This window comes from Streptomyces sp. NBC_00086 (assembly GCF_026343255.1).
Classification (GTDB): domain Bacteria; phylum Actinomycetota; class Actinomycetes; order Streptomycetales; family Streptomycetaceae; genus Streptomyces.
Genome location: NZ_JAPELZ010000001.1, coordinates 6555381 through 6569240, shown reverse-complemented (window position 1 = coordinate 6569240; position 13860 = coordinate 6555381). Strand labels below are relative to the sequence as shown.

General features: G+C 71.9%; 8 protein-coding genes. 3 read left to right on the top strand and 5 right to left on the bottom strand.

The annotated features are described in order from the left end of the window. Nucleotides 1–125 precede the first annotated feature (125 nt). The 3 genes from OG276_RS29785 to OG276_RS29775 form a co-directional block, all read right to left on the bottom strand. Entirely contained in the window at nt 126–2108 is a 1983-nt protein-coding gene (locus tag OG276_RS29785) for an AAA family ATPase (protein WP_266909897.1), read from the bottom strand. Nucleotides 2109–2742: 634 nt separating this feature from the next. Further along, on the bottom strand, nt 2743–3375 hold the full coding sequence (locus OG276_RS29780) for an NUDIX domain-containing protein (protein ID WP_266909895.1): 633 nt from the start codon (nt 3373–3375) through the stop codon (nt 2743–2745). Nucleotides 3376–3455: 80 nt separating this feature from the next. Then, entirely contained in the window at nt 3456–5108 is a 1653-nt protein-coding gene (locus OG276_RS29775) for a CTP synthase (RefSeq protein WP_266909893.1), read from the bottom strand. A 470-nt stretch (nt 5109–5578) separates the two neighbouring features. On the opposite strand from OG276_RS29775, the gene OG276_RS29770 reads away from it, so the two are divergent. Beyond that, nucleotides 5579–7384 (top strand): glycoside hydrolase family 15 protein, encoded by a 1806-nt coding sequence (locus tag OG276_RS29770; protein ID WP_266909891.1) that lies wholly within the window; start codon nt 5579–5581, stop codon nt 7382–7384. 51 nt (nt 7385–7435) lie between these two features. After that, a complete protein-coding gene (locus OG276_RS29765) occupies nt 7436–8818 on the top strand; it encodes an FAD-binding oxidoreductase (protein WP_266909889.1) in 1383 nt (460 codons plus the stop codon). A gap of 15 nt (nt 8819–8833) precedes the next feature. Here OG276_RS29765 and OG276_RS29760 read toward each other — a convergent pair whose 3' ends face one another. After that, nucleotides 8834–10465 carry an NAD(P)/FAD-dependent oxidoreductase gene (locus OG276_RS29760; protein WP_266909887.1) on the bottom strand — a complete coding sequence of 544 codons (1632 nt, stop codon included), beginning with the start codon at nt 10463–10465 and terminating at the stop codon, nt 8834–8836. A 15-nt stretch (nt 10466–10480) separates the two neighbouring features. Beyond that, entirely contained in the window at nt 10481–12022 is a 1542-nt protein-coding gene (locus tag OG276_RS29755) for an APC family permease (protein ID WP_266909885.1), read from the bottom strand. Between the two features lie 181 nt (nt 12023–12203). On the opposite strand from OG276_RS29755, the gene OG276_RS29750 reads away from it, so the two are divergent. Continuing rightward, nucleotides 12204–13826, top strand: a complete 1623-nt coding sequence (locus OG276_RS29750; RefSeq protein WP_266909883.1) for a PucR family transcriptional regulator — start codon at nt 12204–12206, stop codon at nt 13824–13826. Nucleotides 13827–13860: the final 34 nt, after the last annotated feature.

The window sequence follows — 13860 nt, the reverse complement described above, 5'->3', positions numbered from 1 at the left end:
ATTTTTCGGGCTACTTCAATACAAACCCGTCCACAAGAACGCGCAACGGGATGCACCAGAGGATGACCTGGTGAAGCCAGTCTAATGAAGGATGAGCGGCTGTCTAGCCTTGCAAAGTAATAATCTCAGTCGGAAACGCTGCGGATTTCGCAGGCTGCGGGGTCATCTCCCAGCAATCTGTCGGCCGCGGACCTGTGCAGCCTGGCCGCCGCGGGATCCCCGAGCCGGTCCAGCGTGTCCGCCAGCCGCACCTGGAGCGCGGCCTGAAGCCGCAGGTCCCCGGCCTTGCGCGCGAGCTCCACCGCCTCCCGGCAGGTGTGCAGCGATTCCTCGGGCCGGCCCGCGTACTCCTGGATCCGCGCCATCTCGCTCAACGCCTTTGCCTGGCCGGGGACATCGGCCAGCTTCCGGTAGCCGGCCGAGGCCGCCCGCCAGTTCCGCAGCGCGTCCCCGTACCGGCCCGCGTAGGTGTGCACGTTCCCCAGCCGCCCGTACAGCCGCGCCTCGTCCGCGCGCTCCCCCCGCGCGAGGGCGTGGGACAGGGCCCGGCCGAACCAGTCGGAGGCCCGGTGCCAGTCGCCCAGCTCCTGGTGCGCGCCGCCTACGGATTCCATCGCGCGGCCCGACGCGTACGGGTCGTTCGCCGACTTTCCCGCGTCCAGCGCGGCCCGGTAGCGGTCCAGCGCCTCGCGCGTCCGGCCGGTCTCGGCGTCCAGATCGGCCAGGTTCAGCAGCGCGGCGGCCTGCTCCCGGTACAGATCGCGCCGCTCGGCCACGTCCAGCACGAGCCGGTGCAGCCCGTACAGCTCGGGCGCGGCCCCGGCGGTGCCGCGGTGCTCGGACAGCGCCCCCGCCAGCGCCGCCACGAACCTGCGCGCCAGGGTGTCCAGCTCCCCGTCGGCCACGGCCAGCGAGGCGGCGGCCAGCAGCGCGGGCAGCCGCGTGTCCAGCCAGGTCTCCGCGGCCCGCCGGTCGGCGAAGCGCAGCGCGCGCGGCACCCCGTCGAGCTTCTCCGGCTCCCCGACGGGTCCGTCGTGCCCCTCCGCATCCGGCTCCGCCATCGCCCGGCAGGAGAGCAGCAGCCGTACGGTGCGCTCCAGCATCCGGGCCCGGGCGAGCTGGACCTCGGCGGGCCGCTCCTTGGCTTCCAGCAGGGCCTGGAGCAGCGGCGCGAGGCAGCCGGGCAGCAAGTACAGCCCGTCATGGGCGGACCTGAGCAGCCCCAGCGCGGCGAAATCCTCCAGGGTCGACTGCGCGGCGGCCACGGAGCAGCCGGCGAGGGCGGAGGCCACGTGGGAGTCGACGAGGCCCGCGGGGGCAAGCGGAAGCAACCGCAGGGTCCGCTGGGCGGGCTGCGGGAGGGATTCGTAGACGAGCCTGAAGGCCTTGGCCAGCGGGCCGCCGACACCGCCGGGCATATCGTGCAGCTGCTTGCCCACGTCCGCCACGGAAGCCTTGGGGCGCGCGGCGAGCCAGCCGCCGGCCAGGGCCAGCGCGGCGGGCTGGCCGCCGCACTCCTCGGCGAGGGCTTCGGCCGCGCGCGGGTCGTTGGCGACGCGGACGTCGCCGATGCGCTGGACGAGCATGCGGACGGCCGAGGGGGTGTCGAGGCCGCCGAGGGTGCAGGGGCGGACATCCGGAATCCCGGTCAGCGGGCCCTCGGCGGTGACGACGACCAGGCACTCGGGGGTGTCCGGCAGCAGGGCGTCGACCTGGTGCGGATCGGAGGCGTCGTCGACGAGGAGGACCATGCGGCGGCCGGTCAGGGCCGTGCGCAGGGCCGAGCTGAGATCGTCCTCGGCGGCGCCGGGCGGGGTGGGCTGCCCGAGCCCCTCCAGAAGGGTGCGGACGGCACGCTCGGTGGCGACGGTCTCCCCCGTGGGGGCGGTGAGGCGGACCTTCAGGACCCCGTCCGGATAGTCGTCGGCGATCTCGCGGACCAGCGCTTCGGCGAGTGCGGTCCGGCCGGAGCCGGGTCGCCCCGCGACGAGCAGCACGCGGGCCCGCGGCGACTTGGCCTTGCGGCCGGAGAGGGTGTCGAGCCCGGTTCGCGCGATGTCCTCGCGGAGCTCCTTGAGCTCACGCCGCCGCCCGACGAAATCCGTCACGGATCCGCTCCTCTCGCTGCCTTCGGATTGCGAGCGTAGTTCACACAGAGCGACGGACCGGGTGGAGCGCGGCGGACAAATCGCCCGATCGGATCAGCGGATGGGCACATTTTCTCCTTCCTCACGCGCCACTGCGCCGAACTCCGCGGCAGGGTCTGGGCGAGGGTGCGGCCACGGCCGCCTGTTGCCGGTCCCGGGTGCGTGAGCCCTGCGGGGCGAAGTCCCCTACCCGCCCTTCCCCCGTTCCCAGGGCCGGCCCTGCCCCGGTCCTCAAACGCCGGACGGGCTGAAAGCACAAGGGCCCCGGGCTGCGCCCGAACCCCTCTGGGGCTCCGCCCCAGACCCCGGTCCTCAAACGCCGGACGGCTGAATTGGCGCGGCCCGGGTCGGGGACGGGGGCGGGGTGGGGTGTCGGCCTGGACGTAGAGCGTGATTTGTGGCGCAGGTAGAGCCCAAACCCTGTCGGAGTAAAGGAAGGGGCGCCTAAATCATGCAGTCCAGGCCGACACCCCACCCCGCCCCCGGCACCGACCCCCACCCGCAGCCAGCCCGCGCCCAGGCAAACCCCAGCCCCGCCGGCGTTTGAGGCGCAGGGCCCCGGGGACCGGCCCCCGGCAACGGCGCCCCGCCAGGCCTACGCCTCGTACGGCCGGGCCGGCCAAGGGGCGTCCGCCGGCCGGAGGGAGGCCAGGGCCGGGTCGGCGGCCAGGGCGGCCGACAGCGCCAGGGCTCCCGTGACGAGCCCGGGATTGGCCAGCTCGCCCGCCAGGGCGCCCCGTACCAGCTCCGGCAACGGCACCCACGCCAGCTCCATGTCCGCCTCCTCCGAGCCGGACTCCGCGTAGCGTTCGCCGTCCGCCTCAGAGACCCCCCTCGCGAGGAAGATCCGGATGGCCTCGTCCGAACCGCCGGGGGACGCGTAGAAGTCGGCCAGCACCCGCCAGTCCTCGGCCTTGACGTGCGCCTCCTCCGCGAGCTCGCGCTGCGCCCCGTGCAGCGGGTTCTCCCCCACGACGTCCAGGAGCCCCGCCGGGAGCTCCCACAGCCGCCGCCGCACCGGGTGGCGGTACTGGCTCAGCACCAGCACCCGTCCCGCGTCGTCCAGGGCGAGCACGCACACCGACCCGGGGTGCACCTGGTAGTCGCGGCGGGCCACGGACCCGTCCGGCATCCGTACCTCGTCGGAGGCGACCGCCGTCTTCGCACCCTGGAACGGCCGCTGCGTCGACACCGTCTCCCAGGATTCCGCAGTGTCCTTGATCTCCATGCCCCGAAGCCCTCCACAACGCGCGACAGCCGGGGTACGGATCTCCGTACCCCGGCTGCCAACGTTATGCGGTCGTGCGGCTACTTCGCGGCCTGCTGCCGCTCCACGGCCGCCTTGACCAGACCCGCGAACAGCGGGTGCGGGCGCGTCGGGCGCGAGCGCAGCTCCGGGTGGGCCTGGGTGGCCACCAGGTAGGGGTGGACCTCGCGCGGGTACTCGACGTACTCGACGAGCTTGTTGTCCGGGGAGGCGCCGGAGAAGACCAGGCCGGCCTTCTTCTCCAGCTCGCCGCGGTAGGCGTTGTTGACCTCGTAGCGGTGGCGGTGGCGCTCGTCCACGTACGCCTGGTCTCCGTAGACCTCGCGCACGATGGAGCCCTCGGCGAGCTTCGCCGGGTACATGCCCAGGCGCATGGTGCCGCCCAGGTCGCCCGCGCCCTCGACGAAGGCCAGCTGCTCCTCCATCGTGGAGATCACCGGGTTCGGGGTGGAGGCGTCGAACTCGGTGGAGTTCGCGTCCTCGATGCCCGCGAGGTTCCGCGCGGCCTCGATGACCACGCACTGCAGACCCAGGCACAGGCCGAGCAGCGGGACCTTGTTCTCGCGGGCGTAGGTGATCGCGCCGACCTTGCCGTTGACGCCGCGGTCGCCGAAGCCGCCGGGGACGCAGATCGCGTCCACGTCGCCGAGCACCGCCGCGGCCCCGGCCGGGGTCTTGCAGTCGTCGGAGGTGACCCACTTGATCTGGACGCGGGCCCGGTTGGCGAAGCCGCCGGCGCGCAGCGCCTCGGTCACCGACAGGTAGGCGTCCGGCAGGTCGATGTACTTGCCGACGAGCGCGACCTTGACCTCGTGGTCGGGGTTGTGGACCCGGTCGAGCAGGTCCTCCCAGACGGTCCAGTTGACGTCGCGGAAGGGCAGGTCGAGCTTGCGCACGACGTACGCGTCCAGGCCCTCGGTGTGCAGGACCTTGGGGATGTCGTAGATCGACTTGGCGTCGATCGCGGCGACCACGGCCTCCTCGTCGACGTCGCACATCAGCGAGATCTTGCGCTTGATGGAGGTCGGGACCTCGCGGTCGGCGCGCAGCACGATCGCGTCGGGCTGGATGCCGATGTTGCGCAGCGCCGCCACCGAGTGCTGGGTGGGCTTGGTCTTCAGCTCGCCGGAGGGGCCGATGTAGGGCAGCAGCGAGATGTGCACGACGAAGACGTTGTCGCGGCCGACCTCGTGGCGGACCTGGCGGACGGTCTCCAGGAACGGCAGCGACTCGATGTCGCCGACGGTGCCGCCGACCTCGGTGATGACGACGTCGACGTCGTCGGTCGCCATGCGGCGGATGCGGTGCTTGATCTCGTTGGTGATGTGCGGGATGACCTGCACGGTGTCACCGAGGTACTCGCCGCGCCGCTCCTTGGCGATGACCTGCGAGTAGACCTGGCCGGTGGTGACGTTGGCCGAGCCGTCGAGGTCGACGTCGAGGAAGCGCTCGTAGTGACCGATGTCCAGGTCGGTCTCGGCGCCGTCGTTGGTGACGAACACCTCGCCGTGCTGGAACGGGTTCATCGTGCCGGGGTCGACGTTCAGGTACGGGTCGAGCTTCTGCATCGTGACCCGAAGACCGCGCGCCTTCAGCAGCGCACCCAGGCTGGAGGCCGTCAGGCCCTTGCCGAGGGAGGAAGCGACACCCCCGGTGACGAAGATGTGCTTGGTCGTCATGGATTTGGGCGGCATCGCCAAGAGGGGGCTCCCGTGGTCGCGAGGTGAGGTGCGTCCGGCGCCGGCCACCATCGAACCGGAGGGTCTCAGGGGGCGCCGAAGCTGCGGTTTCGGGGCTCCTGATTCGCACAGGCAGACCACCGGTCCACGGGATACCAGCCTATCAGCGCCCGGGCCGGTCCGCCTCCGGCCACGCGGCGGGGCCCGAGCGGAGGCGTCCGCGGGGCCTGCCACGGCGGTATCGCCGCTGCTCACCCGTTCGGCCGAACCCCATTGTTGCCAGGCTGACGGGGATCACTAGGGTGCCGTCTTGTCCTGCTCGGATCTCGATCACATCCCCGCCGAGCGGCCCCGCGAACGGCGTAACCCGTCCGGTTCCGGAATCATGGGCTGGACGCGGACATCCACATCACCGGAGAATCCGCGGCATCGCGCAATGCAAGCGCCCTTCGGGGCGGACGTGGCTGTTCGACTGGAGATGCAACGTGTCCGGGCGCATCGAGGATTACGCACTGATCGGCGACATGCAGACCGCGGCATTGGTCTGCCGGGACGGGGCGGTGGACTGGCTGTGCCTGCCACGCTTCGATTCCCATGCCGTCTTCGCGAGCATTCTCGGCACCGAGGAACACGGGTTCTGGCGGATCGGCCCGGCGTTCCCGGCCGGTACCGAGGCCCCGCGTGCCACCCGGCGCCGCTACCGCGGTGACTCGCTGGTCCTGGAGTCCGAGTGGGACACCCCGCGCGGCACGGTCCGAGTGATCGACTTCATGCCGCCCCGCGAGGACCACGCACCGCAGATCATCCGCATCGTGGAGGGCATCAGCGGGCGCGTCCCCATGCGCTCCGCGCTGCGCATGCGCTTCAGCTACGGCCGGGTGGTGCCCTGGGTGCACCGGGTCGACGACCGCACCGTGGCCGTGGCGGGCCCCGATTCGGTCTGGCTGGACACCGAGGCGCAGACGTACGGCAAGGACCTGACGACGTACTCCGACTTCACCGTCGGGCCGGGCGACCGGATGGCCTTCTGCATCAGCTGGCAGCCCTCGCACAAGGAGCCTCCGCAGCCGCCCGAGCCCGAGGAGGCGCTCACCGCGACCACCGAGTTCTGGCGGGACTGGGTCGAGCAGTGCACGTACCACGGCCCCTACCGGGAGGCGGTGGTCCGCTCCCTGATCACCCTCAAGGCGCTCACGTACGCCCCCACGGGCGGGATCGTCGCCGCGCCCACCACCTCCCTCCCGGAGGAGATCGGCGGGGTCCGCAACTGGGACTACCGCTACACCTGGCTCCGCGACGCCGCCATCACCCTGTCCTCGCTGCTGCGCACCGGATACCGCGAGGAGGCCCGTGCCTGGCGCGAGTGGCTGCTGCGGGCGGTGGCCGGCGACCCGGAGAACCTGCAGATCATGTACGGGATCGCGGGCGAGCGGGAGCTCGGCGAGACCGAGCTGGAGTGGCTGCCGGGATACGAGAACTCCCGGCCCGTCCGGGTCGGCAACGGCGCCGCGGGCCAGCTGCAGCTCGACGTGTACGGGGAGGTCACCGAGGCCCTGCACCTGGGGCACATGACGGGCCTGGCCCGCAACGACTACGCCTCGCTGCTCCAGCTCAAGCTGATCCGCTACCTGGAGACCCACTGGGACCAGCCCGACGAGGGCATCTGGGAGGTGCGCGGCCCGCGCCGGCACTTCGTGCACTCGAAGGTGATGGCGTGGGTGGCCGTGGACCGCACGATCAAGCTGATCGAGAGCGGGGACGCGGACGGCCCGCTGGAGCGGTGGCGCGAGATGCGCGACGAGATCCACCAGGACGTCTGCGAGAAGGGCTACGACAAGGAACGCAACACCTTCACGCAGTCCTACGGGTCCAAGGAGCTGGACGCGTCCCTCCTGCTGATCCCGCAGATGGGCTTCCTGCCGCCGGACGACAAGCGGGTGATCGGCACGATCGAGGCGATCCAGCGCGAGCTGTCGACCCCGGACGGCTTCATCCTGCGCTACCCGACGTCGGGTGAGGAGGCGGGCGTGGACGGCCTGGAGGGCGACGAGGGGGCCTTCCTGGCGTGCTCGTTCTGGATGGCGGACGACCTGGCGATGATCGGCCGGGTCGACGAGGCCCGCCGCCTCTTCGAGAAGCTGCTGGCGCTCCGCAACGACCTGGGGCTGCTGGCGGAGGAATGGGACCCGAAGCTCCAGCGCCAGGTCGGCAACTTCCCCCAGGCCTTCAGCCACGTCCCCCTGATCGACACGGCCCTGCGGCTGACGGCGAGCGGGGCGTACGGGGGCTGACTACCCTGGAAGGGTCGTTCACCTTTCCGCCTCTCCCGGAAGGGGGTAGCCATGGCTCCCCTCTCGAAGGCGGGCACGGCACTTGCCGAGCTCCGCGAGGACCTGTCCGGTGCCGTCCTGGTTCCGGAGGATCCGGGGTACGACGAGGCCCGCACCCTCTACAACGGGATGATCGACCGCAGGCCGGCCGTCATCGCGCAGTGCGAGAGTCCGGTGGACGTGGTGACCGCCGTGCGATTCGCACGGCGGCTCGACCTGCCGATCGCGGTGCGCGGCGGCGGCCACAGCGTGGCCGGCATGTCCCTCAACGACGGCGGCGTGGTAGTGGACCTGCGCCGGATGCAGACGGTGACGGTCCATCCCGGGGCCTCGGCCGTCCGCGTCGAGGGCGGCGCCACGATGAGCCAGCTGGACCGGGCCTGCGAGCGGTACGGGCTGGCGACCACCGGCGGCCGCGTTTCCACCACCGGGGTGGGCGGCTTCGTGCTGGGCGGCGGCACCGGGTGGCTGGACCGCAAGTTCGGCCTGGCGGTGGACAACCTGCTCGCGGTCGACCTGGTGACGGCCGACGGGGAGATGGTGACGGCGACCGCCGAGGACCACCCCGAGCTGTTCTGGGGGCTGCACGGCGGCGGCGGGAACTTCGGCATCGCGACCTCGCTGACCCTGCGGCTGCACGAGCTGCCGGACATGTCCGTCGCGTTCCTGCTGTACCTGCCGGAGCACGGGCCCGAGATGGTCCGTACGTACCGGGACGTGATGGAGGACGGGCCGCGCGAGGCCGGCGGCGGCGCCATCTACATGACGGGCCCGCCCGAGGAGTTCGTCCCGCCGCACCTGGTCGGCCTGCTGCTGGCGGGCGCGCTGATCACGTACGCGGGTCCCGTGGAGGAGCTGCGGCGGCTGGCCGCGCCGCTGCTGGCGATCCCGCACGAGGCGGAGCTGGTGACGGACCTGCCCTACCCGGACCTGCAGTGCATGCTCGACGATCCGCCGGGCATGCGGAACTACTGGTCGGCGGAGTACCTGAGCGGGGTGCCCGACGAGTTCGTGGACGTGTTCTGCGCCCGCGCGGACTCCATGCCGGTGCCGAGCGGCACCCAGCACGTGGTGTGGCCCCAGGGCGGCGCGATCGCCGAGGGTCCGGCCGACTACCCGATCTCGTTCCGCGACGCGCCCTGGGCGGTGCACCCGTTCGGAGCCTGGGAGGACCCGGCCGACGACGAGCGCGTCCGGCAGTGGGTCAAGGACGTCCGCGCCGACGTCCGGCCGTGGAGCACCGGCGCGGTCTACCTCAACTTCACCGGGGACGAGGGCGGAGACCGGGTGGCGGCGGGCCTGGGGCCCGAGAACATGCGGCGGCTGGGCCGGTTGAAGCGGGAGTACGACCCGGACAACGTCTTCCGCTTCAACCACAACATCCAGCCCGCCTGACCGCCCGCCCGGGGCTTACGTGAGGGCGGTGATGACCTCCTTCGCCGCCCGCTCCCCCTCGGTCGCCCCGCCTTCCATGAACCCCTGGAAGTCGTAGCTGCAGTGCTCGCCGCCGATGTGGATCCGGCCCTGCGCGGTGCCCTCGTACTTGGCGTACTTGTGCAGGTAGCCGGTCGGCCAGTACGAGTACGCGCCCAGTGCGTACGGATTGCGGTGCCAGGCCGATATCTGCGCCTTGCCGTTCCAGGCCGCCTTGGTGCCGGGGAAGAAGGCGTCGATCCCGGTGAGCATCCGGCCCGCGAGGGCGCGTACGTAGGGGTCGGAGTCGGTGGCGAAGGGGGTCGCCGGGGTGATCGCGCCGGCCAGGGTGCCGCCGCCGTACTGGAGCAGGATGCCGCCGTTGCCCGGCTGGACCTTGGTGGTGTCCCAGGTCTGCTGGACCTCGCTGTCGGTGAAGCAGTCCCCGGCGGAGACCCCCGGCCAGGGGCCGGTGCCGCGCCAGGGGCGGCTGGTGAACTGCATGTTGAGCTTGGTGCAGTAGCCCATGCGGGCGTCGCGCAGCAGGTTCTTCATCAGCGGGTCGAAGCCGGCGCCGGTGATGTCGATGCGCTGGAGGATCGGCAGCGGCAGGCACAGGATGGTGTGGTCGGCGACGACCGTGCGGGTGGCGCCCGCGTCGTTGAAGGTCAGCGTCTGGGTGCCGTCGGCGGAGACGCGTACGGCGACCAGCTCGCGGCCCATGACGGTCGAACCGGCGGGCAGGGCCTGGGCGATGGCGTTCGGCAGCTGATCGTTGCCGCCGGTGATGTGGTAGCGCTCGTTGGACAGGCCCCAGACGTTGAAGTTGCCCGGGTTGGGCTGGTAGCCCATCAGCAGGACCAGCGCGAGGGCGGACTGCTGATCGGTGTCGGCCCCGTACTCGACGTTGTACGCCACGTCGATGAAGCGGCCGAGCCGCGAGCCGTGTCCGCCGGGGATCCGGGTCTCGATCCACTGGTGGAGCGTCATGTTGTCCAGGGCGGTGCCCGCGGGGGTCGTGGAGTTCCAGGAGACCTCGCCGGCCTCCTGGAGGTCGCGGCGCAGGGCCTGGTAGACGGCGTTGAAGTCCACGTCGGCCTGCTCGCGGGGGTAGTACGTCCCGTTGAACCAGAGGACCTCCTCCGCCCCGTTGGGGCCGCCGCCGAGGAAGTCCTCGGTGGGGAGGTTGAAGCGGCGGCACAGCTCCAGGATCTTCTTGTGGCTGGTGTCGATCAGCTCGCCGCCGATCTCGGAGGTCTGCCCGTAGGCCCACAGGGAGCGCTGGCTCCACATCCGGCCGCCGACGCGGCTCGGGTTGGCCTCGTAGAGCGTGAAGGGGACGCCCGCGTCCTTGAGGGTGAGGGCGGCGGTCAGCCCCGAGATGCCGGCGCCGACGATGGCGACGCGGGCGGGGGTGACGGGCTTCTTGTCGGCCTCCACGGCGTGGGCGAGCGCGGGGGCGGCGGCCGCCGAGGCGACGGCGGTACCGAGGCCGAGCGCGGCGGCGCGTCCCAGGAGCTGGCGGCGGGTGGAGCCGCGGACCTCGGCGACGGGCAGGCCGAGCCGGCGGGCGGCGGCGTGTTCGGCGGCGAGCTGGCGGAGCGCGTGCATCAGTGGCGTACGGGCCATGGCGGTGGCTCCTTCTCAGACGTTCGCGGCGGAGGGGGCGGTGGCGGCGGACTGGTCGGCGGGCTCGTCGGTGCGCTCGGCGGCGTCCTCCAGGACGACGCGGCCGATGATCTCGTAGCGCTCGGGGGCCTTGAACTTCAGCCACAGCCCGAGTCCGAGCCCGCCGAAGAAGACGACCCCGACGATCCACGGGATCAGGGTGAAGAAGAACGAGTCGGCGGCCAGCCCGGCCGCCGTCTTCATGTTGACCAGCAGCAGGACGACCACGGCGGCCATGGCGATGCCGCCGATCAGCGGGGCCGTGAAGGTGCGGAACCAGTGCCGGTCCTCGGGGTGGTTCTTGCGGAAGTAGCCGATCACGGCGAAGGAGCACAGGGTCTGGACGATGAGGATCGCCATGGTGCCGAGGATCGCGAGCAGCGTGTACAGGTGGATGTACGGGTCCTGCCCGGTCAGCCAGAACAGCACGACCAGGCCGGTGGCGATGGCCGTCTGCACCATGGAGGAGATGTACGGGGAGCCGTGCTTGGCGTGCGTACGGCCCAGGCCCGGGTGCAGGAAGCCCTCGCGGCCGATGGCGTAGAGGTAGCGGGCGGCGCACTGGTGGAAGGCCATGCCGCAGGCGAAGGAGCCGGTGAGCAGCAGCCACTGGAAGGCGTCGACGGCCCAGGCGCCGATGAAGGTCTGGGTGGGGACGAAGAACAGGTCGAGCGGGCTCGCGGAGGCCGAGAGCTCCACGGACTTGGCGAGGCCGTTGCCCGCGATGGTCATCCAGGAGACGTAGATGTAGAAGAGGCCGACGCCGACGACGGAGATCAGGGTGGCCTTGGGGATGACCTTCTTCGGGTTCTTCGACTCCTCGCCGTACATGGCGGTGGACTCGAAGCCGACCCAGGACCAGAAGGCGAAGAAGAGGCCGAGCCCGGCGGAGATTCCGGTGAAGGCGTTCTTCGGGTTGACGGGCTCCAGCGGGATCCCGTCGGGGCCGCCGCCCGCGATCAGTACGGCGGTGGCGACGGCGAAGAGGACGGCGATCTCGGCGACGAGCATCACGCCCAGGGCCTTGGCCGTGAGGTTGATGTCGAAGTGGGCGAGGGCCGCGGTGATCGCGAGCATGCCGGCCGCGTAGACGATCCAGGGCAGGTCTATGCCGAGCTGGTCGTGGACGGTGGTCTTGGTGAAGTAGGAGAAGACGCCGACGATCGAGGCCTCGAAGACGATGTAGGCGAGGACCGCGAGCATGCCGGAGGCCATGCCGGCGATCCGGCCGAGGCCGTGCGAGATGTACCCGTAGAAGGCGCCGGCGGCGGTGATCCGCTTGGCCATGGCGACGTAGCCGACGGCGAAGACGGTCAGGACGGCGGTGGCGAAGAGGTATCCGGCCGGGGCTCCGATGCCGTTTCCGAAGCCGACCGCGATGGGAAGGTTGCCGGTCATCGCGGTGATCGGAGCGGCGGTGGCGACGGCCATGAAGACGACACCGACCAAGCCCACCGAATTGGCTTTCAGCCGCTGGACCTGGGGTGCGCCGCCGCCGGTGCTGCTATCCGTGCTCATGGCTCCTCGTTCCTGTCGTGAGGGCGCTCACTCTCTCCCTGCGTGACGTACGCCACAATCGGCATGCAGTCCGATAATCCCCTTACCGAGGCGACGAGTTGTCGGGCCGGACGGGGGTAGATGGGACCCCGTAACCGCTCGGTGATGTGCAGGGAACAGGAGCCCCGGTAGCGTCCGCGATATGGACAATCAGGGCGGGATCACGGTTCAGCGGGCACTTGAGCTGCCGGGGCTGCGCAGCGGGCTCCCTGAGGTGGTGGCCTGCGCCGACCGGCTCGGCCGGACCGTGCGCTGGGTGCACGCCGGCGAGGTCCCCAACATCGCCTCCCTGCTCAAGGGCGGCGAGCTGCTGCTGACCACCGGCCTCGGCCTCGGCACCCGCCCCGCCGAGCAGCGCGCCTTCGTGCGCCGCCTCGCGGACCGCGGCATCGCCGCACTGGTCGTCGAGCTGGGACCCCGCTTCACCCGGCTCCCGGCGACCCTGGTGGAGACGGCGCGGGCGGTCGGCCTCCCCCTGGTCCAACTGCACCGGGAGGTGCCCTTCGTGACCGTCACGGAGGAGGTCCACACCGAGATCGTCAACGGGCACTACGCACTGCTCCAGCGGGCCGAGGAAGTCCACCGGCGCTGCACGGAGGCCCTGCTCGACGGCGGCGGGATCCCCCAAGTCCTGCACATCCTGGCGGACTTCACGGCGAACCCGGTCTTCCTGGAAACCCCCGACGGCCAGTTGCTGTACGCGGCCGGCCCGGTCGCCGGCGAGGCCGCGGCGGACCCGCTCCAGGTGTGGGAGGGCCTGCGGGGCCAGCGCGATCCGGAGCCCTCCGGCAACGCCGTGGTGGTCGACGTCCCGGGCGGCGGCCGCGGCACGGGCTCGGTGCGGGCCCGGCTGGTCCTGCTCGGGGTGTCCGCCCCGCTGCTGCCCGTGCACCGGATGGCGGCGGAACGGACGGCCGGCGTACTGGCCGTCGTGCTGATGCAGGCCCGGCAGGAGGACGAGCTCGCGGCGCGCGGCCGCGGCGACTTCCTCACCGACCTGGCGGAGGGGCGGATCTCGGCGGAGGACGCCCCCGCCCAGGCCCGCGTCCTGGGCTTCAAACCGGGCCCAGGCCCGCTCCTGCCCATCGTCATGCGGCTGTCCTCGGACCTGGCCCCGTCGGGGAACTGGGCGGTCCTGGCCCGGGCCGTCCTGGAGGAACTCGCCTCCGTCGGCGTCCCGGTGCTCCTCGGGGTCCGCCCGGTCGAAGGCCGCGTCCCCCTGCTGGTCTCCCTCCGCTCCGACGCCGAGCGCACGACGGTCGCGGACCGGGTCGCGGTGGCGCTGCGGACCGGCGTGGAGCGGGCCGGCCTGGACCGGGCGGGGGCCGCGCCCGCGGTGGTGGTCGGCGTCTGCGGAAGCTGGGCGGCGGCCTCGGCGGGCCTGCGCCACGCGGCGGAAACGGCAACGGCCGCGGCCGGGCTGCCGTCCCGGCCCTGGTACGACGCCCGTCGCCTCGACATCGACCTGCTCCTGTGGCGCCTGCGCGAACACCCCGACCTGGCGGCCTTCGTGGACCGCGCGATCGGCGCCCTGCGCGTCCACGACACCCAGTCCCGCCCGCCGCTCCTGCCCACCCTGGAGACGTACCTGGCCCACGCGGGCCGCAAGGCGGAGACCGCCCGCGAGCTCCACCTGAACCGCCAGACCCTGTACAACCGCCTGGCCCGCATCTCGGAGCTCCTGGGCGCGGACCTGGACGACCCGGAAACGGTCCTCTCCCTGAGCCTGGCCCTCCGCGCCCGCCGCCACGTGAACCCTTCTTGACGCGGAGCGGGCCCGGTGGGCGGCTGCGGGTGGC

Coding starts and splice junctions, on each gene's coding strand:
- OG276_RS29780 (WP_266909895.1), bottom strand. CDS start 3,375: ATGGAGATCAAGGACACTGCGGAATCCTGGGAGACGGTGTCGACGCAG.
- OG276_RS29775 (WP_266909893.1), bottom strand. CDS start 5,108: ATGCCGCCCAAATCCATGACGACCAAGCACATCTTCGTCACCGGGGGT.
- OG276_RS29765 (WP_266909889.1), top strand. CDS start 7,436: ATGGCTCCCCTCTCGAAGGCGGGCACGGCACTTGCCGAGCTCCGCGAG.
- OG276_RS29760 (WP_266909887.1), bottom strand. CDS start 10,465: ATGGCCCGTACGCCACTGATGCACGCGCTCCGCCAGCTCGCCGCCGAA.
- OG276_RS29755 (WP_266909885.1), bottom strand. CDS start 12,022: ATGAGCACGGATAGCAGCACCGGCGGCGGCGCACCCCAGGTCCAGCGG.
- OG276_RS29750 (WP_266909883.1), top strand. CDS start 12,204: ATGGACAATCAGGGCGGGATCACGGTTCAGCGGGCACTTGAGCTGCCG.